This is a genomic window from Brevundimonas aveniformis DSM 17977 (assembly GCF_000428765.1).
GTDB classification, from domain to species: domain Bacteria; phylum Pseudomonadota; class Alphaproteobacteria; order Caulobacterales; family Caulobacteraceae; genus Brevundimonas; species Brevundimonas aveniformis.
In genome coordinates this window covers 392,441-413,006 of sequence record NZ_AUAO01000001.1, presented here as the reverse complement: position 1 = coordinate 413,006, position 20,566 = coordinate 392,441, and the positions used below count along the sequence as shown (strand labels likewise).

23 protein-coding genes are annotated in these 20,566 nt (G+C 66.8%); 13 read left to right on the top strand and 10 right to left on the bottom strand.

Annotated features, from left to right (window positions below; translation table 11 throughout):
* Positions 1–33 precede the first annotated feature (33 nt).
* Positions 34–819, top strand: a complete 786-nt coding sequence (locus G391_RS0102095) for an inositol monophosphatase family protein (protein WP_029086045.1) — start codon at positions 34–36, stop codon at positions 817–819.
* On the opposite strand, the gene G391_RS13570 is transcribed toward G391_RS0102095, so the two are convergent.
* The 3 genes from G391_RS13570 to G391_RS0102080 all read right to left on the bottom strand — a co-directional run bounded on the left by G391_RS13570 (position 816) and on the right by G391_RS0102080 (position 3,734).
* On the bottom strand, positions 816–1,802 hold the full coding sequence (locus G391_RS13570) for an alpha/beta hydrolase (RefSeq protein ID WP_035303475.1): 987 nt from the start codon (positions 1,800–1,802) through the stop codon (positions 816–818). The two genes, G391_RS0102095 and G391_RS13570, sit on opposite strands and share 4 nt — an antisense overlap.
* Complete coding sequence (locus G391_RS0102085; RefSeq protein WP_029086044.1) at positions 1,799–2,704, bottom strand: class I SAM-dependent methyltransferase; 906 nt, start codon at positions 2,702–2,704, stop codon at positions 1,799–1,801. Before G391_RS0102085 ends, G391_RS13570 begins: the two co-directional genes overlap by 4 nt.
* A gap of 127 nt (positions 2,705–2,831) precedes the next feature.
* Positions 2,832–3,734, bottom strand: a complete 903-nt coding sequence (locus G391_RS0102080; protein ID WP_035303710.1) for a class I SAM-dependent methyltransferase — start codon at positions 3,732–3,734, stop codon at positions 2,832–2,834.
* 225 nt (positions 3,735–3,959) lie between these two features.
* Between G391_RS0102080 and G391_RS0102075 the strand changes: the two genes are divergently transcribed.
* A complete protein-coding gene (locus G391_RS0102075) occupies positions 3,960–4,433 on the top strand; it encodes an Hsp20 family protein (RefSeq protein ID WP_029086042.1) in 474 nt (157 codons plus the stop codon).
* Positions 4,434–4,490: 57 nt separating this feature from the next.
* On the opposite strand, the gene G391_RS0102070 is transcribed toward G391_RS0102075, so the two are convergent.
* The 4 genes from G391_RS0102070 to gpmA are packed head-to-tail and all read right to left on the bottom strand — an operon-like array spanning position 4,491 to position 8,384.
* Positions 4,491–5,732, bottom strand: coding sequence for a pentapeptide repeat-containing protein (locus tag G391_RS0102070; protein WP_029086041.1), 1,242 nt, complete (start codon positions 5,730–5,732; stop codon positions 4,491–4,493).
* Positions 5,729–7,003, bottom strand: coding sequence for a pentapeptide repeat-containing protein (locus G391_RS0102065; protein WP_029086040.1), 1,275 nt, complete (start codon positions 7,001–7,003; stop codon positions 5,729–5,731). Before G391_RS0102065 ends, G391_RS0102070 begins: the two co-directional genes overlap by 4 nt.
* Before the next feature lie 47 nt (positions 7,004–7,050).
* A complete protein-coding gene (gene ribD, locus G391_RS0102060; RefSeq protein WP_029086039.1) occupies positions 7,051–7,674 on the bottom strand; it encodes a bifunctional diaminohydroxyphosphoribosylaminopyrimidine deaminase/5-amino-6-(5-phosphoribosylamino)uracil reductase RibD in 624 nt (207 codons plus the stop codon).
* Entirely contained in the window at positions 7,671–8,384 is a 714-nt protein-coding gene (gene gpmA / locus G391_RS0102055) for a 2,3-diphosphoglycerate-dependent phosphoglycerate mutase (RefSeq protein ID WP_029086038.1), read from the bottom strand. The genes ribD and gpmA overlap by 4 nt, the downstream gene beginning before the upstream one ends.
* A 102-nt stretch (positions 8,385–8,486) precedes the next feature.
* Here gpmA and G391_RS15890 point away from each other — a divergent pair, with 102 nt between their 5' ends.
* Complete coding sequence (locus tag G391_RS15890) at positions 8,487–8,618, top strand: hypothetical protein (protein ID WP_281168395.1); 132 nt, start codon at positions 8,487–8,489, stop codon at positions 8,616–8,618.
* The gene (locus G391_RS0102045; RefSeq protein WP_029086037.1) at positions 8,615–9,565 is read left to right on the top strand and encodes a KpsF/GutQ family sugar-phosphate isomerase; all 951 of its coding nucleotides are present in this window, start codon (positions 8,615–8,617) and stop codon (positions 9,563–9,565) included. Before G391_RS15890 ends, G391_RS0102045 begins: the two co-directional genes overlap by 4 nt.
* Before the next feature lie 3 nt (positions 9,566–9,568).
* On the opposite strand, the gene G391_RS0102040 is transcribed toward G391_RS0102045, so the two are convergent.
* Complete coding sequence (locus G391_RS0102040; RefSeq protein ID WP_035303474.1) at positions 9,569–10,015, bottom strand: aspartate 1-decarboxylase; 447 nt, start codon at positions 10,013–10,015, stop codon at positions 9,569–9,571.
* A 139-nt stretch (positions 10,016–10,154) separates the two neighbouring features.
* Between G391_RS0102040 and panB the strand changes: the two genes are divergently transcribed.
* Entirely contained in the window at positions 10,155–11,003 is an 849-nt protein-coding gene (gene panB / locus G391_RS0102035) for a 3-methyl-2-oxobutanoate hydroxymethyltransferase (protein ID WP_029086035.1), read from the top strand.
* Complete coding sequence (gene panC / locus G391_RS0102030; RefSeq protein ID WP_029086034.1) at positions 11,003–11,860, top strand: pantoate--beta-alanine ligase; 858 nt, start codon at positions 11,003–11,005, stop codon at positions 11,858–11,860. Before panB ends, panC begins: the two co-directional genes overlap by 1 nt.
* Here the strand turns inward: panC and G391_RS0102025 are convergent.
* Entirely contained in the window at positions 11,842–12,591 is a 750-nt protein-coding gene (locus G391_RS0102025) for an SDR family oxidoreductase (RefSeq protein ID WP_029086033.1), read from the bottom strand. The two genes, panC and G391_RS0102025, sit on opposite strands and share 19 nt — an antisense overlap.
* Before the next feature lie 98 nt (positions 12,592–12,689).
* On the opposite strand from G391_RS0102025, the gene lspA reads away from it, so the two are divergent.
* The 4 genes from lspA to G391_RS0102005 all read left to right on the top strand — a co-directional run bounded on the left by lspA (position 12,690) and on the right by G391_RS0102005 (position 16,180).
* Positions 12,690–13,202, top strand: coding sequence for a signal peptidase II (gene lspA / locus G391_RS0102020; protein WP_029086032.1), 513 nt, complete (start codon positions 12,690–12,692; stop codon positions 13,200–13,202).
* Positions 13,203–13,254: 52 nt separating this feature from the next.
* Entirely contained in the window at positions 13,255–13,806 is a 552-nt protein-coding gene (locus G391_RS0102015; RefSeq protein WP_029086031.1) for a DUF3035 domain-containing protein, read from the top strand.
* 77 nt (positions 13,807–13,883) lie between these two features.
* Complete coding sequence (mutL, locus tag G391_RS0102010) at positions 13,884–15,728, top strand: DNA mismatch repair endonuclease MutL (RefSeq protein ID WP_029086030.1); 1,845 nt, start codon at positions 13,884–13,886, stop codon at positions 15,726–15,728.
* The gene (locus G391_RS0102005; RefSeq protein WP_029086029.1) at positions 15,725–16,180 is read left to right on the top strand and encodes a low molecular weight protein-tyrosine-phosphatase; all 456 of its coding nucleotides are present in this window, start codon (positions 15,725–15,727) and stop codon (positions 16,178–16,180) included. Before mutL ends, G391_RS0102005 begins: the two co-directional genes overlap by 4 nt.
* A gap of 42 nt (positions 16,181–16,222) precedes the next feature.
* On the opposite strand, the gene G391_RS0102000 is transcribed toward G391_RS0102005, so the two are convergent.
* Entirely contained in the window at positions 16,223–18,166 is a 1,944-nt protein-coding gene (locus G391_RS0102000; protein WP_245572018.1) for a vWA domain-containing protein, read from the bottom strand.
* A gap of 34 nt (positions 18,167–18,200) precedes the next feature.
* Between G391_RS0102000 and G391_RS0101995 the strand changes: the two genes are divergently transcribed.
* The 3 genes from G391_RS0101995 to G391_RS0101985 all read left to right on the top strand — a co-directional run bounded on the left by G391_RS0101995 (position 18,201) and on the right by G391_RS0101985 (position 20,520).
* Positions 18,201–18,614, top strand: coding sequence for a DUF2177 family protein (locus G391_RS0101995; RefSeq protein ID WP_035303706.1), 414 nt, complete (start codon positions 18,201–18,203; stop codon positions 18,612–18,614).
* Positions 18,615–18,676: 62 nt separating this feature from the next.
* Complete coding sequence (gene dusA, locus G391_RS0101990; protein WP_029086026.1) at positions 18,677–19,693, top strand: tRNA dihydrouridine(20/20a) synthase DusA; 1,017 nt, start codon at positions 18,677–18,679, stop codon at positions 19,691–19,693.
* Positions 19,694–19,695: 2 nt separating this feature from the next.
* The gene (locus tag G391_RS0101985; RefSeq protein WP_051257056.1) at positions 19,696–20,520 is read left to right on the top strand and encodes a sulfite exporter TauE/SafE family protein; all 825 of its coding nucleotides are present in this window, start codon (positions 19,696–19,698) and stop codon (positions 20,518–20,520) included.
* Positions 20,521–20,566: the final 46 nt, after the last annotated feature.

Below are 20,566 nucleotides of genomic sequence, written 5' to 3'. Positions count from 1 at the left end.
CGGCGCGCGGCCCTGTGCCATGCCGCGTCGGTCATGACCGATCTGAAACGACTTGAAGAATTCTCTTTGGAACTCTGCGGGGCTGCGGCGGATGTCGCGGTCCCGATCTTTCGTGCCGGATGCGCGCATGAGGACAAGGGGGATGCGGCGGGCTTCGATCCTGTCACAGAAGCCGACCGAGGGGCCGAGGCTGTGATCCGTCAGCTGATTCAGGCCCGCTTTCCCGATCACGGTGTCATCGGTGAAGAGTATGGGACCGATCGGCCCGGTGCCGAGTTCGTCTGGATCGTCGATCCGGTCGATGGAACACGGGCGTTTATTTCCGGCCTTCCGCTGTGGACGACGCTGATCGGCCTGCGACAGGCCGGCGAGCTGGTGATCGGGGCAGTGGCCGCCCCGGCTCTGGGCGAGGTCTTTGTGGGGGGTCCGTCCGGCGCGCGCCGGGTTGCGGGCGGCATCTCTACACCGATCCGCGCCCGGGCCTGTCCTGAGCTGTCGGCCGCAGTCATCTCGACGACCGACCCGATCCTGTTCGACGTCCAGCAGAAGCGCGGCTGGGATGCCTTGCGTACCGCGACACGCCTGGCTCGCCTGGGGTGTGATGCCTATGCCTATGCCATGGTGGCCGCAGGGCGGATGGATGCCGTCGCCGAGACGGGTCTCAAGCCGTGGGACTGGGCGGCACCGACGGCTCTGGTTCGGAGTGCGGGCGGGACGGTCACAGACTGGGCCGGAGCCGAGCCCAGCGGCGAGTCCAGTCTGCTGGCGGTGGGTGATCCGGGCCTGGCCCAGTCCATGCGCGGGTTGCTGGCGAGCTAGGCCGCCGCTTGCCCGCGCGAGGTCAGATAGTCCGCCATGGCATCGAATTCGGTCAGGAACGCTTCCCGCGCCTCGTCCAACTCGGCCAGGATCTCATGTTGGGCGTCCTTGATCTCGACATAGCGACCGCGCCCCAGGCGCTTGGCTGCCCAACGATTGGTCTGTTTCCAGACCCGGGTGTCGTCTCCCCCCTGTATAATCGACACAGGGATTTTGACCGACTTGAGCGCCCGCGGCTTGAGCGCCCGTTCGCCGGCGTCGAAGGCGGTCGCCAGCCAGCCCCAGGTCGGTCCGCCGATAGCCAGGTGCGGACAGGCGTAGAGCTGCTGTCGGAACAGCTCGTAGCGGTGGGCGTCCCGCGTCAGGGCGTTGTCCTCGAAGGTGTGCTCAAACGGGTCGTCCATATCATCCAGCACATAGTCCGCCGAGCGACCGTGGCGCAGGTTCCATCGGACGGCCAACTTGGCCGACCACATGGAGCGTTTGCCCGTGGTGATGCTTAGCATGGGGCTGGACAGCACCGCCCCGTCGATACGGGGCTCACCCTGTTCCAGCGTCAGAAGATTGAAGGCGGCTCCCATCGAGTGGGCCACCGCGATCCAGGGCTTGGGCATGCGGTCCTGGAAATGGTCGAGCAGGCGGCCGTAGTCGTCGAGGAACTCCTCAACCGCCCGGGCGTGGCCGCGCATGCGGTCAGGCAGGAGCCGCGCCGACAGCCCTTGCCCGCGCCAGTCGTGGGCCAGAACACAGAACCCACGCGCCAGGAGATCGGCATAGAGCTCGTAGTATTTCTCGATCGGCTCGGTCCGACCGGCCGAGAAGATGACCGTTCCGCGCGGCGGCGATGCCGGCGTCCAGAAGGCGGCGCGCAGGCGCAATCCCCCGGCACCACGATACCATTCACCCTCACCGCCCGGCGGCGGCATGGCTCCCGGTACACCCATCAAGGGCGCGTTCGCAGCATAGGCTTGGGCGCGATTCACGCGGTCGGCTTTCTGAATTTGAGTGTCATGCGATCAGATTCCCCAATGGCATCATAGGGAGAATGATCAAACGAAGGGTTAGGAGCCTCTCCGCGCGGGGCTGAGCGCCTTTCGGGCGGCAAGGTCCAGACGCCGAACGGATGATCGCGGGTATCGGCCGCATTGGCGTTGATTTCGCTGGCCGCGACAAAGGCGAAGCCGGCCTCAGCGGCGAGCTGTTTGACAAAGGCCTCCTGGACGTAGCCGTCAGCCGCCGCCGGATCCTGGATCGAGCCGACCGGGGCGCGGTGCTGTTCGATGCCGAGCGTCCCGCCGGGCTTGAGGGCGGCATAGGCATCTTCAAAGGCCTTTTCGGCGATGCCGGCAGCCATCCAGTTGTGCAGCTGGGACATGAACAGAACCAGATCCGCCGAGGCGGCGGGGGCGACGGGTCCACTAGTTGGACCAAATTCGGTCATGGCCACTTCGCCATAGAGGCGCCGGTTGCCCTCAAATCGCTCCCGGAACCGCGCGACCAGCTGGGCAGTCGCCAGATTGGCCCCGTTGCTGAGATCCTGACCGGGTTCGGGACGTTCGACCTGGAAGTTGGCGCAGTACAGACGCCCACCGCCGCGTGCGAGATAGGGGGCCAGAATCTCGGTCCAGTAGCCGGCACCCGGCCACATATCGACGACCGTTTGATCCGGCGCGACTTCGAAGAACTCAAGCGTCTCAACCGGATGACGCCAGGCGTCGCGCGGTCGACCGTCGGCCCGCCAGTTACCGGCAACCGCCCAGGCCAGGCTCCCGACGGGAGGCGCATTCGGATCGACCGGTTCGTCGTTCTGAGGCTCGCCCTGACCGCGTCCACAGCCCGCCAGGGCCAGACCACCGGCCGCGAGCAGCAGATGGCGGCGGCTCAATCCATGGAGATTGTTCGCAGATACTCGGGCCAAGAGCGGTCGACTTCTTCAAGCGGAAAACAGGCTGGCGAACGGCTTAAACTGCGCCGCGAGGGGCGTCAAAGCGATCCCGATCGGCAGGTTGCCCTCAGTTGTCCGCCGCTGTCGGTCGCACGAAGCGAAGGGTCATGCGGTCGGATTCCCCAATGGCGTCGAAGTGGTCGCGCTCAGCGCCCGTCAGGGTCCGCCCATCCTGGGTCGAACGCCGAACCGGCGGAAGCGTCCAGACCCCGAACGGATGATCGCGCCCGTCCATCGGATTGGCGTTGAGGTCGCTGCGCGCCTCCAGGACAAATCCGGCGCGCTGAGCCGCCTCGATTACATAGGCTTCGGGCACATAGCCCGTCGGAGCAGTGGCCTGAACGTCGGTACCGTCCGCAGCCCGGTGCTGTTCGACGACCAGATAGCCGCCCGGCTTCAGCACCCGGAAGAACTCAGCCATGTAACGATCCGTTCGGCCTTCGGCCCTGGCCCAGTTGTGGAAGGCCCGTGCCACCAAGACCATATCGGCGCTCTGGTCCGGCAGGCCGACGCCTGATTGCGGTCCGAAATCGACCACCGTGGCCGGACCAAAGGTGGAGGGATCAGCATCAAACCGGGCCTGAAGGGCGGCTCGGGCATCGCGCGCGCCCTGGGACGTCTGCGGGTTGGTCGTGTCGACCCAGGCGGCAACATAGCGACCGCCGGTGCTGGCTGTGTACGGCGCGAGAATGTCGGTCCACCAGGCACCGGCACCCGGTTCGATCTCCACCACCGTCATCCCGGGACGCAGACCCCAGAAGGTCAGGCTTTCGAAGGGATGACGAAACGCATCGCGGGCGCGCGCCTCGGCGGACCTCAGCGGAGAATCGATCACCGCCTGAAGCGTGTCGTCCTCGGAAAAATCGGGCCGCGCCGCCTGACCCCGCTCGATCGGAAATGTCTGGGCCCAGGTCACGCTCGGGGACAGAAGGGCCAGGGAAACAAGGGCGGCGAGGGCAGGGCGCATCACAAACTCCAGATCGATTCCGGGGATTAATAGACACATCAAACCGCTCGGTCACCCGCGCACCCCTTGCGCGGGTGCTCCGGTATCCCATCTGATTTGTCGAAGGCGCCGATGGTCGGGCCTTCGCGGATGACGCCGGTGCCCAGGAAGGGGCCGACACCATCTGATCCCAGATCGTCCCGGGAAGACGCCGGACGGTTCACCTTGCTGATTTCAGGAGGACTTGAAATGCGCACCTATGATTTTGCCCCACTGACCCGCTCGGCCGTTGGCTTCGACCGACTGTTCACGATGCTGGAAGCGGCCTCCAAGACCGAGGGCCAAGGCTACCCCCCGTACAACATCGAAGGTCTGAGCGAGAACCAGTACCGGATTGAGCTGGCGGTCGCCGGCTTCAAGCCCGAAGAGCTGAATATCGAGGCCAAGGAGAACGTGCTGATCGTGACCGGTCGCAAGGCGGCCAACGATGGAAGTGATGAGCGCCGTTTCCTGCACCGCGGCTTGGCGGAGCGCGACTTTGAGCGCCGTTTTCAGCTGGCAGACTATGTCGTGGTCACGCAAGCCAAGCTTGAGAACGGGCTGCTTCAGATTGGCTTGGAGCGTCAGCTGCCCGAGGCGCTGAAGCCCCGCACCATCCCGATCTCGGCCTCGAGCGACGAGGTCATTGAGGCCAAGCCGGCGCGCAAGTCCAAGTCGGCCTAAGCCTGGATTGGATAGACCTGAAAGAGGGCGGTCCCGACGGGGCCGCCCTTTTTTGCTTCACGCCGCCAGGTTGAGGCCCTCGACCTCCCCCAGTTCTGCGCCGGCGAGCATGGCCCCGACGAGGACCGCCCCGGTGAGATCCGCGCCGCGCAGGTCGGCCTGTTTGAGGCCGGCCTGGGTCAGATCGGCTTGCTGAAGTTGGGTATAGCGAAGCCGGGCGCTGGTCAGATCGGCGGGAAGGGTCCGGTTTGCGCCGATCGGGAGCGGCCCCAGCTGGGCGCCTCTCAGGTCGGCCTTGACCAGATTGGCCCCGCCCAGTCGAGCGCCCCGCAGGTCGGCACCGCGCAGAATAGCACCGCGTAGATCGGCATTCTCGAGGTTAGCCCCCTGAAGCTCGACACCGGACAGGTCCATGCCGACCATACAGGCCCCGCGTGCACTCATGGCTGGAAGCCGCCGTCCCTTGAGGCCGTCCAGCAACGGGCGAAGATCCAACCGATCCATCAGGGCCGGCGTCCCGTCCTTACCGCCCGAGCGGGCCCAGGACTCCGCCTCGGCGATGGCCTGACCCAGCGTTTGCAGACTGGTGCCATCGGCCACCGGCGAGCGAAGACACCCGGTCATGTCGGCCTTGTCGATCTTGGCCTTGTCGATGTCACAGCCGGCGAGAACCGCGCCATTGAAGCGGGCGCCCTCCAGGTTGGCTCCGACCACGTCGGCCCCCTCGAGCAGGGCACCAGCCAGATTGGCGTCCTTGAGATTGGCCCCGGTCAGCTTGGCCCCCCGCATCGAACAGTCGGAGAAATCCGCCGCGAAGGCGGACACACCGTTGAAGTTCGATTGATCCAGGGTGGCGCCTGAGAAATTGACCTCGTCGGCCTCCCCCGAACGGACCTCGTGGCGAAGGGCGGTCAGCCCCTTTTCCGGGTGGGGAATGCCGATCTTGCCTTCGCGGAAGTCGGCCTGGGTGAGGTCCGCAAGCGACAGATTGGCTCCGCGCAGACAGGCCCCCCGGATGTCCGCGCGGCGCAGGTTGGCCCCTCTCAGGTCCGCTTTGCGCAGGTCGCAGCCGAAGAGGACTGCCCGCTCAAGCTGGGTGCGGATGAGGCGGGCGTGGTCAAAGACGCAGCCGGTGAAATCGGCGTCGTCCAGGCGACGCCCGGCCAGATCCAGTCCCGAAAGGTCCACGAACTTGAGCATGGCGCGACGTCCGCCGCTGCGGCCCGAGACATAGCGTTCGTGCGACACCAGGATCATTTCCAGGTCGCCCTGGCTCAAACGTCGATGGCCGGTGTTCATTGGGGTGTTTCCTTGGAGGGATGGTCCAGGCCGCTCGCGCCGACGAGCTGGGCCAGGGTGAAGTCGGCGAGTTTTGTCTGGGCCCCGGCGAGGCGGGCGCGCCGCAGATCGGCTTCGGCCAGGCAGGCATGGCGAAGGTCAGCGCCGGACAGGTCTGCACCGCGCAGAACCGCCCCGGTCAGGTCCGCCGGCAGAAGCCGGTCCTGTCCGATCAGCAGAGGACCCAGGTGAGCCTGACGCAGGTCGGCGTCGTTGAGCTTCGCCCCGGCCAGCCGGGCGCCGCGCAAGTCCGCGCCGCGCAGATTGCAGGTGCGCAGATCGGCTCGCTCGAGATGGGCCCCCTGGAGCTTTACGCCCTCCATGTCGAGGCCATAGAAAACTGCGCGTTGGGCCGAAAGGGCCGTCAGATTAAAGCCGCGCACCGATTCGAGCAGGCGCAGGTCGAGGTCATCGAAAACGGAGGGCTGGCCATCCTTGCCCGAGGACTCGCACCAGCGAGCATGGGCCCCCAGACGCTCGGCCGCCTGCTGCGGCGAGACATTGCGCTGGCCGGACCCGGCATCGGTCAAGGCACCGGACAGGTCCGCCCCGTCGGTGCGCCAGGCCTCGGTCTTGATCCCGACCAGAACGGCGTCGGTCAGATCTGCCCCTGAGAGGTCGGCTCCAGACAGATCCGATCCCGCCAGATCCGCCCCGTTGAACGTGGCCTGTTTGAGATTGGCGCGCACCAGCTTGCAGTCACGCATGACCGCGTCGGTAAAGTCGGCCCGCACCGCGATGATCCCGGTCAACCGTGACCGTTCAAGGTTGGCCCCAACCAGGGACACGCCCTGGGCGTCCGACGGGCGACCGTCCGGCTTGAGAACGCGATAGCCCGTCCTAGCGTCAGCCGTGGCCAGAGCGCCCTCGCGCAGATCGGCCTCGAACAGGTCAGCGCCAGACAGATTGGCCCCGCGCAGACAGGCACCGCGCAGGTCCGCCCGCCGCAGGCTGGCGTTGGAAAGGTCCGCCTCACGCAGGTCAGCCCCAAACAGATTGGCGTTGTCCAGCTTGGCCCCGGACAGGTTGCAGCCGACTGCGATCGCGCCTGAGAAGTCCGTATCTGTCAGATTTCGACCTGAAAAATCCAAGCCGCTCAGGTCCATCCAGGCAAATACGCCCCGCGCACCGCCGGGCCGGGCGCGCCATAGCCGTTCGTGTCGGGCGCAGATGGCGTCCGCTTCGGCCTGGGAGAGGCGCTGGGGAACTTCCTGGATAGCGCGGGTCTGCATCGCGACTACCCTAGGACAGAGCGGTTAAGGAACCCTCGCTTTCGGGGTTAATCGACGGCGAGCAGTCCCTGTTCGGACAAGGCTTCAGCCAGAGGCCCGGCGGGCACCCAGACCCGCATGTAGCCGGCCTCGCCCAGACGGCGCAGCTCGGCTTCCAGGTCCGTGGTGGGGGCGGCGGCGAAGCGGGCGTCGAAACCCACGCCGTCCTCGCTAATTCGCACCATCGGCCGCCCCGTCTTGAGCCGGTTGAGATAGCCTTCGGCCAGGACCGCAGCCTCGGGAGCCAACAGGCCGATCTCAACATCCAGGCCGGCGGCCTTGAGCCGCTCGACCCCGCGCCCGGCAGCAAAGGGCGACGGGTCCTCCGAGGCGATGACGACGCGGCGAATCCCGGCATCGATCAGGCGCTGGGCGCACGAGGCCCGGCCTGACGAGCGCGCGCCGCACGGCTCCATGGTGACATAGGCGGTGGCCCCTTCGGCGGCGTCGCCGGCCAGGGGCAGAGCCTGCTCTTCTGCGTGCGGGCGTCCGCCATTTGCCGTGGCCCCCTCGGCCAGAACCTGACCGTCCTTGACCAGCACACAGCCAACAGGCGGGTTCGGAGCGGTCTTGCCGAGCTGGTCGGTGGCCAGCTCGATCGCGCGGGCCATGAACTTGCTGTCGTCGCTCATGGGATCGCCGGCAGGCCCTGGGCCCGCTCCTCGTCGAGATACTTGGCTGACACAGGCCGAAGATGGTCGTCCAGAACGACCATCAGCGGATTGCCGGTCGGAATTTCGACATTGACGATATCGTCTTCGGACACGTCGAACAGGTGTTTGACGATCGCTCTGAGCGAATTGCCATGAGCGGAGATCAGGACGTTCTTGCCATCGGACAGGCGCGGCGCAATGGCCTCGCTCCAATAGGGAAGAACCCGCGCCAGTGTGGTCTTGAGGCTTTCGGTGGCCGGAACCTCGACCGAGCGATAGCGGCGGTCCCCCGACAGGTCATAGGCCGACCCAGCCGCCAGCGGCGGCGGCGGGACATCATAGCTGCGGCGCCAGATCTTGACCTGGTCCTCACCGTGTTTGGCCACCGTCTCGGCCTTGTCCAGACCGGTCAGGCCGCCGTAGTGGCGCTCGTTCAGACGCCAGGCCTTGGTCACCGGCACCCAGCTCTGGCCGGCGGCGTCCAGGGCCAGATTGTTGGTGCGAATGGCCCGGGTCTGGACCGAGGTGAAGGCTTCGTCGATCTCCAGCCCCTCGGCGGCGATCAACTCGCCGCCCTTGCGGGCCTGGGCTTCACCCGTTTCGGTCAGGTCGACATCGACCCAGCCGGTGAAGCGGTTCTCGAGGTTCCACTGGCTCTGGCCGTGGCGAAGTAGGATCAGGATGGGCATCCCGGCTCCGTGTTGTGACAGTTTGGGCCGGGCTAGGCCCCATGTTGCGGCGCGTCAAGCGTCGGCTTGGACGGGACGGGCGGCGCACGTTATAGGCAGGTCATGTCGGATCGGCTCTTTTACGCACTGGCGGCCCTGGTGGCGGTCGCCCTGATTGCCACGGCGGTGATGTGGCCGCAGCGGCCCGGTCGCACGCCGGGAAATCTTGGTGCCGTGGCGGAGGCCCAGCCATGAGCGCGGCCGTCGCGGTCGGTCAGCGCGTCCTGCGTACCGAAGCTGAGGCCCTCAAGGCCATGGCGGATAGTCTGGGTGAGCCCTTCGCGCGGGCGGTCGAAACCCTGGCCAATCTGTCGGGCCGGGTCATCTGTACCGGCGTCGGCAAGTCCGGCCATGTGGCCCGCAAGATTGCAGCCACCCTGGCCTCGACCGGTCGCCCGGCCATGTTTGTCCATGCGACGGAAGCCAGCCACGGGGACCTGGGCATGATCGGGCCGGACGATGCCGTCCTGGCCCTGTCGAAGTCTGGCGAGACGCGAGAGTTGGCGGATGTGATCGCCTATGCCAAGCGGTTCGGAGCTCCTCTGATCGGCATGACCGCACGGGCCGACAGCGCCCTGGGCAGTCAGTCGGACATCCTGCTGCTGTTGCCCGACGCTCCCGAAGCGACCGGCCAAGTCGATGCGCCGACGACCTCGACGACGCTTCAGATCGCGCTGGGCGATGCCCTGGCGGTAGCACTGCTGGAACGCGCCGGGTTCACGGCCCAGGATTTCCGGGTTTTCCATCCCGGCGGCAAGCTGGGTGCCATGCTGCGCACGGTCGGGGACCTGATGCACGGGGCCGACGAGCTACCGCTGGTGGGGGCCGATCAGCCAATGGATCGGGCGCTTCTGGTGATGAGCGAGAAACGTTTCGGAGCCGTGGGGGTGATCGATGCGGACGGCACCTTGATCGGCCTGATCACCGACGGCGACCTGCGCCGGCATATGGACGGACTGCTGACTTATGCCGCCGGCGAGGTCATGACCCGGGATCCGCGCACGGTCGAGCCGACAACCTTGGCGGCTGAGGCCTTGAAGTTGATGAACGAGGCCCGGATCACCGTCCTGTTTGCGGTCAGGGAGGGGCGGCCGGTTGGTATCCTGCACGTCCACGACCTGCTCAGGGCCGGGGTGATGTAGGCATCACATTCCCGGAACGATGCGCTCACCGGTGTCGGTGTCGCGCATGCGGAACTCAAAATCGAGATCGGGGGTCTGGCCGACTTCGTAGGTGATCTTCTGGCGCACGGTGTTGCCGGGGCCGAAGACCAGAACCTTGGGCTTGAGCTGATACAGGTCGCCCGGCTCGGCATAGGTTGAGGCGGCGATTATGACCTCATCGCCCTTTTGACAGGTCCGGGCCGCTGCGCCGTTCAGAACGCAACAGCCGGAACCCGGCTCGCCGTGGATGACATAGGTTTCGATCCGCGCGCCGGAGTTCTTGTTCCAGATCTCGACGAATTCGAGCGGATAGATGCCCGCCTCCTGGCACAGCAGGGGGTCGAGGGTAATCGAGCCCTGATAGTGAAGGTCGGCACCGGTCACGGTCATACCGTGGAGTTTGGCGCGAAGGACGCGGATCTTGCTCATGTCGGGAGGCGATATGGGGACGGAAGGGGTCGCTTCCTAGCCGAAATCACCCCTGACGTCCCCTGATTTCTTGTGCAGGTGCGAACGAGGTTCGTCCGTGCCATATTGGCGGACACCCCGCTCCCCCGGAGGATGGCCTGTGCGTACAACCGTTTTCGACCTTGCGAAGCTGAAGTCCGAGGGGCGGCGTTTCCCCATGCTGACGGCCTATGACTATTCCTCTGCCTTGATCGCCGAGGCGGCGGGCGTGCCCGTCCTGCTGGTCGGGGATTCGATGGGCAATGTCGTGCACGGCCGTGGCGACACCCTATCGGTGACGGTCGATGACATTGTGCGCGCGACCCAGTCGGTGGTCCGCGGCACCCAGACGGCCCTGGTGGTCGCCGATATGCCTTTCCTGTCGTTCCGCGACGAGGCGACCGCCATCGCCAACGCCGGGCGGATGATGAGCGACGGCGGGGCCGGGGCGGTGAAGATGGAAGGCGGCGGCGCGGTGGTTCCGATCGTGCGGCGGCTGGTCGATCTGGGCATTCCGGTGATGGCGCATCTGGGGTTCACGCCGCAGTCGGCGGGGACCATCGGCCTGAAGGTCCAAGCCAAGGACGCCGAGGGCGCACGCGCCCTGATCGCCGATGCCGAGGCCTTGCAGGCGGCGGGGGCGTTCGCGCTGGTGCTGGAGCTGGTGCCGGCGCAGCTGGCGGCCGAGGTGGCGCGCCGTCTGACCATCCCGGTGATCGGCATCGGGGCCGGGCCGGAGTGCGATGCCCAGGTCCAGGTCTGGCATGATCTGCTGGGTCTGTTCGACGGGCGTTCGCCGCGCCACGCCAAACGCTATGCCGAGATCGGCCGGGCCATGCGCGAGGCCGTCGCGGCCTATGTCGGCGAGGTCGAGGCGGGTGCCTTTCCGACCGACGCGCAGTCCTCGCGCAAGATGGAAGACGGGGCGCTGGATGAGGCGCTTGGGGCCATCTACGGCAAGGGGGCCTGATGCGGGTCGTTTCGACGGTCGCCGATCTGCGCGCGGCGCGCGGTGACTATCCCCGCCTCGGCTTTGTGCCGACCATGGGCTTTCTGCATGAGGGGCATCTGACGCTGGTGCGGGCGGCCAAGGCGCGCATGGGCGCGGTCGCCTGTTCGATCTTCGTCAATCCGACCCAGTTCGCCCCGAGCGAGGATCTGGCGCGCTATCCGCGCGATCTGGACCGGGACCTCAGGCTGTTGGAGGAGGTCGGCTGCGACCTGGTGTTCACCCCAACGCCGGAGGCGATCTATCCGGATGGCTTCTCCACCCGGATCGAGGTGGAGGGGGTGACGGCGCCGCTCGAAGGGGCGGTGCGGCCCGGGCATTTCTCGGGCGTGGCAACGGTGGTGACCAAGCTGTTCAACATGGTCCAGCCGGACGCGGCCTGGTTCGGCCAGAAGGACGCCCAGCAGTGCGCCGTGATCCGGCGCATGGCGCGGGATCTGAATCTGCCGGTCGAGATCGTGGTGGCCGAAACCGTGCGCGAGCCGGACGGTTTGGCCATGTCCAGCCGCAACATCTATCTGGCCGCCGACGAGCGGGTGGCGGCGCTGTGCCTGATCCGGTCGCTCAGGGCGGCCGAGGCGGCGTTTGACGCCCGCGAGCGGTCGGGCGACAGGCTTCGCCTGGCCATGAAGGCCGTGCTCATTGCCGAGCCGATGGCGCGGCCCGACTATGTGTCCATCGCCGACCCGGACACCCTGGCGGAACTGGACATGGTGGATGATCGCGGCGCGGTGGCCTCGCTGGCGGTGCGGATCGGCAAGACCCGGCTGATCGACAATCTGTTGCTCGGTGAAGCGCGTCAGAAGTGGCTCAGGTAGCCGCCGTCAACGACGAGGACGTGGCCGGTGACATAGCTGGCGGCGTCTGAGGCCAGGAAGACAGCCGCGCCGGCGATTTCGGACGGCTCACCCCAGCGGCCCATGGCTGTGCGCCGCGCCAACCAGGCGGCGACCTCAGGGTCCGACGCGTAGTCCGTATTGGCTTCCGTGCGGAAATAGCCGGGCGCAATGGCATTGACCGATACGCCTTTGGGCCCCAGTTCGGCGGCGAGGCCGCGGGTCAGGGCGTCCAGCCCGCCCTTGGCCATGGTGTAGGCGGCATCGCCTGACCGCGCGATCGGCCCGGCGATGGAGGTCAGATTGATGACGCGTCCGCCCGGCCCCATGCGGGCGGCGGCCTCGCGGCTGATCAGGAAGGCGGAAATCAGATTGACCTCGATCATCTTGCGCACCGAGGCCATGTCGAACTCGGCCAGGGGGCGGCGATCCCGCATCCCGACGGCATTGACCAGAATGTCGAGGCGCTCCAGTCGCTGGACGGCGGTGCGTGTTGCATCCTCATTGGCCAGATCGAACGGCCAGGGCTGGGCGGTCCCGCCCGCCGACATGATCTCTGCCGCGGCGACTTCCAATGGCGCGACGGTGCGACCGCCGAGCCGGACATCGGCCCCGGCCGCCGCCAGGGCCAGGGCAATTTCCTTGCCCAAGCCACGGCCGGCCCCGGTGACAAGGGCGATGCGGCCGGAAAGATCGAACAGGGGCCCACTCATGGGCCGGGCTTACCGTGTTCGCCGGAACGGTGCCAACCCTTTGCCTTTCGTCGCGTTTGGCCTTAACCGGCTGGCTCGCCTAGTTCTGTAGAGATCGAATGCCTCCGTTTTCCCTCAAGAAGCTGACCTGGCTGGCCTACGGTGTGGCCCTGGCGGCGATTGTCCTGGACCAGCTGACCAAATGGATCGTGCTGCATCTGCTGAACATGCAGCTTGGCCAGACCATCGAGATCAGCCCCATCTTTGATCTGACCTTCACCCTGAATACGGGAGTGAGCTTCGGCATGTTCTCCGGCGGCGAAGCGCGCTGGGTTCTGACCGGTTTCTCGCTGATCGTGGCCGGCGTGATGGCCTGGTGGGCTTTGCGGGCCCCCCGGCGGTTGTTCGCGGTGGCGCTGGGCCTGGTTATCGGGGGCGCGCTCGGCAATGTGATCGATCGCATCCAGATCGGGGCCGTCGTCGATTTTCTGGATTTCTCCGGTCTGGGTTTCCCGTGGATCTTCAATATCGCCGATTCCGCCATCTCGGTGGGTGTCGGCCTCCTTATTCTCGACAGTTTCCTGAGCGAGCGTCGGACTGAGCCTGTTGGCTCCGAGGCGCAAACAGAGTAACCGTCTCTTCCAGATACCCGCCCGGCACCGGGCGATACGACCGGAGTTGTCCATGCGTGGTTCACGCGTCGCTGTTCTCATCCTGGCCGGCACCGCCCTGGTCGGCCTGTCGGCCTGCAATACCCTGCGCGGCGCTGCGGGCATGAATCGGGTCACACCGGATGAATTCCGGGTCGTGTCGATCGCGCCGCTGACGGTTCCACCGGATTATGCCCTGCGTCCGCCCACGCCGGGTGAGCCCCGTCCTCAGGAGCTGGACCCGACCTCGACCGCCCGCGACATTCTGCTGGGGGCCCGCGAAGGAGCCGTGCGTTCGCCGGCCGAACAGGCTCTGGTCAATGCTGCGGGGGGCGATCAGGCTGATCCTCTGGCCCGTTTCGTCGTCGACGATGAGTTCGGTGACCTCGCCCACAAGGACGAGAGCTGGGCGCAACGTCTGATGTTCTGGCGCAGCGGCGACGCGGCCAGCCAGACGGCGACAACGACCGCCGGCAATCTGGTCATCGATGCGGCCCGCGAGCAGGAGCGTCTACAAGCTCTGACCGGCGGTCAGGCCATTGTCATTCAGCGGTCAGACTCGGGCTTCAAGCTGCCGGGCCTCTAGGCCACCGCCATCTCGATGTTGATTTCGGTTCGCCCGCGACGCTGTGCGTTGCGGGCGAAGTCGTTATGATGCGACTCATGCCCATCCGCCGTTTGCCCAGCGAGGTCGTCAACCGCATCGCCGCCGGCGAAGTGGTTGAGCGACCGTCCAGTGCCATCAAGGAGTTGGTGGAAAACGCCATCGATGCCGGCGCGCGCCGAATCGAAATCCAGGCGGACGGTGGAGGGCTGTCGCGAATCCTGGTGGTTGATGACGGCCGCGGGATGGGGCCGGACGAACTGCCGTTGGCGGTTGAACGCCATGCGACGTCCAAGCTGGAGGTCGATGATGCCGGCGACGTCGATCTTCTGAACATCCATACGCTGGGCTTCCGGGGCGAGGCCCTGCCGTCGATCGGATCCGTCGCTCGCGTAACCATCAGTTCACGGACAATCGGTGGTGATGCCCATGCCATAGACGTGCAGGGTGGAGCGGTATCGACGGTCCGGCCGGCGGCTTTTGCAGGCGATCATGGTGCGCGGGTCGAGGTGCGCGACCTGTTTTACGCCACGCCGGCGCGGCTCAAGTTCATGAAGTCGGAGCGGGCCGAGAGCATGGCCATTTCCGAGGAAATCAAGCGTCAGGCCATGGCGCATGAGGATGTGGCCTTCATCCTGACGCTCGACGGGCGCCCCGTCCTGCGGCTGGAGGCCGAGCACGCGGGCGATGAAGGGCGGCTCCGGCGATTGGCGGCGATCCTGGGTGAGGCCTTTGGCGAGAACGCCCTGCTGATCGATCAGACGCGCGACGGGCATCGGCTGTCGGGCTATGCGGGGCTGCCGACCTATTCACGAGGGAATGCCGCGCACCAATATCTGTTCGTGAACGGACGACCGGTACGCGACCGCCTGCTTCAAGGGGCCTTGCGCGGGGCCTATGCCGATTTCCTGGCGCGCGACCGGCACCCGGCAGCGGTGTTGTTCATCGATCTGGAGCCGACGCAGGTGGATGTGAACGTCCATCCGGCCAAGGCGGAGGTCCGGTTCCGCGACCCGGCGCTGGCCCGAGGCCTGATCGTCGGGGCGCTGAAACATGCGTTGGCGGGGGCCGGGCACCGGGCCTCGACGACCGTGGCCGACCAGGCCCTGTCGGCGTTCCAGGGGCGAGGGGGTGTCGGGCGTGGGGCGTGGGGTGTGGGGGCCGGGTGGTCTTCAGAGCCGGCCTACAGTCCCGGTGCCTGGACCAGCCCCTTCACCGCGCCCGCACAGGTCATTCCGGGCCTCGCCGAGGTTTCCGCACGGGTAGAGCCGGGGCTCGACCCGGAGACCCCAAACCCCGGACCCCACACCCTCGACCTGATCGACCGGCCACTGGGGGCGGCGCGGGCTCAGTTGCACGGAACCTATATCGTCGCCCAGACGCGCGACGGCATGGTGGTGGTTGACCAGCACGCGGCCCACGAACGGCTCGTCTATGAGCGGATGAAGGCCCAGATGTCAGCGGGCGGCGTGGCGCGCCAGGCGCTGCTGGTGCCTGCCGTCGTCCAGCTGGAACCGCCCGAGGCCGAACGGGTGGTCGCCGTCGCCGACGATCTGGCCGAGCTGGGTCTGATCATCGAGGGCTTTGGGGCCGGGGCGGTCCTGGTGCGCGAGACGCCGGCCTTGCTAGGCGACACCGACGTCGAGGGCCTGATCCGCGACATCGCCGACGACCTGACGGAAACCGGCCAGACCCTGGCGCTGAGGGAACGGCTGGCGGAGGTCTGTTCGACCATGGCCTGCCACGGCTCGATCCGGGCGGGGCGACGCCTCAACGCCGACGAAATGAACGCCCTGCTGCGCCAGATGGAGGCCACGCCGCATTCGGGCCAGTGCAACCACGGTCGCCCGACCTATGTGGAGCTAAAGCTGGCGGACATTGAGCGGCTGTTCGGGCGGCGATGACCTCCATCCTCTTCGTCTGCCTTGGCAACATCTGCCGCTCGCCGCTGGCAGAGGGGGCTTTGCGCAATGAGGTGGAGCGGCGCGGCTTGAGGATTGAGGTCGATTCCGCCGGCACCGGCGGATGGCATGAGGGTCAGCCGCCCGACCCGCGCGCCATTGCGGCGGCGGGTCGCAACGGCGTCGATATTTCGGGTCTGAGGGCGCGGACGGTGACGCCGGACGATTTTCGCCGGTTTGACCACATCATTGCGCTGGATCGGTCCAACCTGCGAGTGCTGCGCGAGGTTGCGCCATGGGATGCGACGGCGGCTTTTAGCCTGATGCTCGACCATGTGCCGGGCCGCGAGGGGCAGTCGGTGGCAGATCCCTACTACGGCGATGACGAGGATTTCGACATCACCTGGGGCGAGGTGTCCGCCTCCGTGGCAGGGATTTTGGCGCGGGTGGCCTGAACCGCTCCTCCCCATGAAATGGGGAGGAGCCACAGATGCCGGCTACGGCGTGCGGCGCTCCAGTTCCGAGGCCCGGTCGATCAGGCCGATGAACTCGCGGCGCAGGCCGTCCTGATCGCGACCGACAGCCCCGCTGGCCAGACCCCGGATATCATCCCAGCCAAAATCGTCCGAGAGCCAGGGATCGCCGCGCAGGCGCTGGCCGAAGGCCGCGACTGACAGGGCCCAGCGGGTGGATTCCGAAGGGCGAACGGCATCGGCCTGAACCACCTGTTCCATCAGGCGGGAATCGTCCTCGCCGGGCAGTTTGTAGCGAACCCGCACGAAGGCCAGTTCGCCGTCCCGACTGTTGGTTGAGGGCACGGCATAGCGCAGAGGGTCGACCTGGGTAGGGCCGCCGGGAGGTGTGATCTCATAGATGGCGGTGACGGTGGCACCTGAGCCTGCGTCGCCCGCATCGACCGCGTCGTTGTTGAAATCCTCGCGGTTCAGCAGGCGTGTCTCGTAGCCGATCAGACGCCATTCGGCGACCTGGGCCGGATTGAACTCGATCTGAACCTTCACATCGTCGGCGATGGGGAAGATGGACGAAGAGAAGTCGTCGCGGAACAGGCGGTTGGCCTCATGGATCGTATCGATATAGCCCGCCGTGCCGTTGCCGGCCTGGGAGATGGCCTGCATCATCGTGTCGTTGTAGTTGCCGCGCCCGAAGCCATAGACCGACAGATAGACGCCGCTCTCGCGGCGCTCGGCCACGAAGTCCTCGAGCCGCTGGTCGGAGGTGACGCCGACGTTGAAGTCGCCATCGGTCAGCAGGACGACGCGATTGACCCGATCCCGATCAAAGTTGGCCTCGGCCATCCGATACGCCAGGGCCAGGCCGGCACCGCCCGCGGTCGAGCCGCCGGCGCGCAGCGCATTGACGGCGCAGCGGATGCGCAGGCGCTGGTCGCCCGGCGTCGGCTGGAGCACCGCGCCGGCGGCCCCGGCGTAGACGACGATGCCGACCCGGTCCTGGGGCCGGAGTTGGTCGATCAGGGTGTTCAGCGCCTGTTGCGCCAGCGGCAGCTTGTCGGGCGACCACATCGAACCGGACACATCGACCAGGAAGACCAGATTGAGGGCCGGACGCTCACGGCTTTGCAGCTCATAGCCTTGCAGGCCGACGTGCAGGATCTGACGCCCCTCTGCCCAGGGGCTGGCGCTGACTTCCGTGAAGACTGTGAACGGCTGGGCGCGGCTGCGCGGCCGCTCGTAGCCATAGTCGAAATAGTTGATCAGCTCCTCCACCCGAACGGCGTCGCGTGGCGGCAGGGAGCCGTCATTGAGGAAGCGCCGGACGTTGGAATAGCTGGCGGTGTCGACGTCGATGGCCAGGGTCGAGACCGGGTTCTCGGCGGTGACGACGACGGCGTTGGTGGGGGCGTCCGGGTAGCGCTCGGTGTCGCCGGGCTGGGGTCCGGGTCGCACCGGAGAGGTGGAAACCAGACCCTCTTGGCGTATCCGGCTGCCGGTGACGACGACGGAGTCAGCGGTTTGCGGCGCATAGGCCAAAGGCGGCGGCGAAGGGGGAGGAGGTGGTGGTGGTGGTGGTGGCAGGGCCCCGGTCATCTGGGTCACGGGTGCGGTGGACACCATTGGTGCGCCGCGCGCGCGACCGTCACGTTCTAGGTCGTTGATCTGATAGCCGAACTGTTCGCAGGCCGCTGGCGTCGCCTCGCCGTCGAGCGGCCGCGTCGGACCCACCGGCGGCGGGGGCGTGAACGACTGTGCCAGAGCCCCAGACGTTGCCGTCGCTAGCGATAAAACAGAAACCAGACTGATCTTGAGCCACTGCATCTTGGACCTCCACCCGTTGATGTGGGGATTGGGCGGTGCAACCTTTGGCCGAAATGGGGCGAGCAGGGGTCGCTCAAAGGGCGAAACCGGATCGTGGGCCTCGCGTTGTTGTTCGGACACACCCCGTGTCAGGAGACGAATCGGCATGCAGGATGACGGACGAACAGGTTCAGGAGAATGGGTGAGGCCGATCCTGGCCTATCTGACCGCGGGGAGCGCATTCGCCGTTCTGGACTATCTGTGGCTGTCGAATGCGGCACCGCGCCTCTACCGACCGGCCATCGGCGAGATCATGGCTGATGATGTGAGGTGGGGCCCGGCGGCGGCCTTCTATGTCTTGTATCTGGTTGGCGTGACATGGCTGGTCGTGCTGCCGGCCCTGAAAGCGGGTGGCACCGTCAGGGCGCTATGGACCGGAGGCTTGTTTGGGCTGGTGGCCTACGCCACCTATGATCTCACCAATCAGGCGACCCTGCGGATCTGGCCGATCCATCTCACTCTGATCGACATGGCCTGGGGGGCTTTCGCCACCGCGACGGCCGCAGTCGTCTCGGTCTATTTGACGCGTCGTCTGGCTCATCGCACGACACAATAGAGAGGGCATCACGGATCGCCGCAGATTTGCAGCGGAGGCCCGCCTGGCCTATGGGGCGCGGCATGACCCTGGCGCTTGCCCGCCGCCTGTCGGTGGCCCCGATGATGGACTGGACCGACCGGCATTGCCGGGCGTTCCATCGCGCCTTCACGAAGCGGGCCCTGCTCTATACCGAGATGGTGACGACCGGCGCGGTGATCCACGGCGACCGCGCGCGCCTGATCGGATTTGATCCACTGGAACAGCCGGTGGCCCTGCAACTCGGCGGGTCGGAGCCGGCCGACCTGGCCGAGGCGGCGCGGATCGGCGAGGCCGAGGGCTATGCCGAGATCAATCTGAATGTCGGCTGCCCGTCCGACCGGGTGCAGTCGGGGCGGTTTGGGGCCTGCCTGATGCGCGAGCCGGACCTGGTGGCGGACTGTATGGCGGCGATGCAGGCGGCGGTCGCAGTGCCGGTGACGGTCAAGTGCCGGATCGGCGTCGATGATCAGTCAACGGATGAAGGGTTGTTCGCCCTGGTGCGGACCTGTGCGGATGCCAGGGTCGATACCTTCGTCGTCCATGCCCGCAAGGCCTGGCTGAAAGGGCTGTCTCCCAAGGAGAACCGGGATGTGCCGCCGCTCGACTATGGCGTGGTCCGGCGGCTGAAGGCTGAGCGGCCTGAGCTGTCGATCTCGATCAACGGTGGGATCGCTGATCTGGATCGGGCCGAAGGGTTCCTGGTCGAAAACGATGACGGCCCGGCGCTGGACGGGGTCATGTTGGGCCGGGCCGCCTATCACGAGCCGGCCCTGCTGGGTCAGGTGGACCGGCGCATATTCGGCGAGGCGGTCGAGGATGTCGGGCCGTTCGAGGCGATCGAGGCCTATCGTCCCTATCTGGCGGCGCGGCTCGACGAGGGCGTGCATCTGTCGGCCATGACGCGGCACATGCTCGGGGCCATGCACGGGCGCCCCGGCGCGCGGACCTATCGACGCATTCTGACGGTCGAGGCCGGGCAGGCGGGGGCCGGGCTGGAGGTCGTTGATCGCGCCGTTGCTGCCGTGCGCGAAGCCGAAGCCCGGCGCGAGGCGGCCTGAGCGTGGAGGCCCTGTCTTTTTCTGACTGGGCCGCCTTGGCGGCGGCGCTGATCGGAGCGGGACTGTTCGGCGGGCTGATCGCGGGACTGTTCGGCGTCGGGGGCGGCACGGTGATGGTGCCAGCCCTGTTCTATGCTTTCGAGCTGTTAGGCGTCGGCGGCGAGAGCAATCTACACGTTGCGATCGGGTCGTCGCTCCTGACCATCGTGGCGACCAGCTGGCGGTCGCTGGCGGCGCACCGGGCGCACGGGGCGGTGGACGAGACGGTCCTGAGGACGTGGACGCCGTGGGTGGCGTTTGGGGCCCTGATCGGGGCCGGGATCGCGGGGATGACCTCGATGGCGAACCTCGGCTGGGTCTATGGAGTCTGCCTGATCCTGGTGGCGGCCCAGATGGCTCTGACGCCTGATGGCTGGAAGCTGGCCGGAGATCTGCCGACCGGCTGGGGCCGGCGCGTCATAGCCACCACGATAGGTGGTCTGTCGGCCATGATGGGGATTGGCGGTGGCAGTCTGGGCGGAATGACCATGACGCTGTTCGGTCGGCCTATTCATCAGGCCGTGGCGACGGCTTCGGGATTTGGCTTCGCCATCGGCCTGGCGGCGACCCTGGGGTTTGTCCTGTTCGGTTGGGGGGCCCCGGGGAGGCCACCCCTGTCGCTGGGCTACGTGAATGTTCCGGCGGCCATCACCCTGGGGTTGCTGACGACAGCCGTGGCCCCGTTCGGTGCGCGCCTGGCGCATCGCCTCGACAAGACCGTGCTGCGACGCGCCTTTGCCGTCTATCTGACGCTTGCCGCGGTAGCTGTGCTGATCAAGGCGCTCTGAGCTGTTCAGGCTTCATTAGCCGTGTTGGTCCACGGTTCCCTGCGCC

Excerpts from the sequence above, each read along its gene's own strand:
- G391_RS0102095 (WP_029086045.1), top strand. The coding sequence starts at position 34 with ATGACCGATCTGAAACGACTTGAAGAATTCTCTTTGGAACTCTGCGGG.
- G391_RS0102075 (WP_029086042.1), top strand. The coding sequence starts at position 3,960 with ATGCGCACCTATGATTTTGCCCCACTGACCCGCTCGGCCGTTGGCTTC.
- G391_RS0102070 (WP_029086041.1), bottom strand. The coding sequence starts at position 5,732 with ATGAACACCGGCCATCGACGTTTGAGCCAGGGCGACCTGGAAATGATC.
- G391_RS0102065 (WP_029086040.1), bottom strand. The coding sequence starts at position 7,003 with ATGCAGACCCGCGCTATCCAGGAAGTTCCCCAGCGCCTCTCCCAGGCC.
- ribD (WP_029086039.1), bottom strand. The coding sequence starts at position 7,674 with ATGAGCGACGACAGCAAGTTCATGGCCCGCGCGATCGAGCTGGCCACC.
- gpmA (WP_029086038.1), bottom strand. The coding sequence starts at position 8,384 with ATGCCCATCCTGATCCTACTTCGCCACGGCCAGAGCCAGTGGAACCTC.
- G391_RS15890 (WP_281168395.1), top strand. The coding sequence starts at position 8,487 with ATGTCGGATCGGCTCTTTTACGCACTGGCGGCCCTGGTGGCGGTCGCC.
- G391_RS0102045 (WP_029086037.1), top strand. The coding sequence starts at position 8,615 with ATGAGCGCGGCCGTCGCGGTCGGTCAGCGCGTCCTGCGTACCGAAGCT.
- G391_RS0102040 (WP_035303474.1), bottom strand. The coding sequence starts at position 10,015 with ATGAGCAAGATCCGCGTCCTTCGCGCCAAACTCCACGGTATGACCGTG.
- panC (WP_029086034.1), top strand. The coding sequence starts at position 11,003 with ATGCGGGTCGTTTCGACGGTCGCCGATCTGCGCGCGGCGCGCGGTGAC.
- G391_RS0102025 (WP_029086033.1), bottom strand. The coding sequence starts at position 12,591 with ATGAGTGGGCCCCTGTTCGATCTTTCCGGCCGCATCGCCCTTGTCACC.
- lspA (WP_029086032.1), top strand. The coding sequence starts at position 12,690 with ATGCCTCCGTTTTCCCTCAAGAAGCTGACCTGGCTGGCCTACGGTGTG.
- G391_RS0102015 (WP_029086031.1), top strand. The coding sequence starts at position 13,255 with ATGCGTGGTTCACGCGTCGCTGTTCTCATCCTGGCCGGCACCGCCCTG.
- mutL (WP_029086030.1), top strand. The coding sequence starts at position 13,884 with ATGCCCATCCGCCGTTTGCCCAGCGAGGTCGTCAACCGCATCGCCGCC.
- G391_RS0102005 (WP_029086029.1), top strand. The coding sequence starts at position 15,725 with ATGACCTCCATCCTCTTCGTCTGCCTTGGCAACATCTGCCGCTCGCCG.
- G391_RS0102000 (WP_245572018.1), bottom strand. The coding sequence starts at position 18,166 with ATGCCGATTCGTCTCCTGACACGGGGTGTGTCCGAACAACAACGCGAG.
- dusA (WP_029086026.1), top strand. The coding sequence starts at position 18,677 with ATGACCCTGGCGCTTGCCCGCCGCCTGTCGGTGGCCCCGATGATGGAC.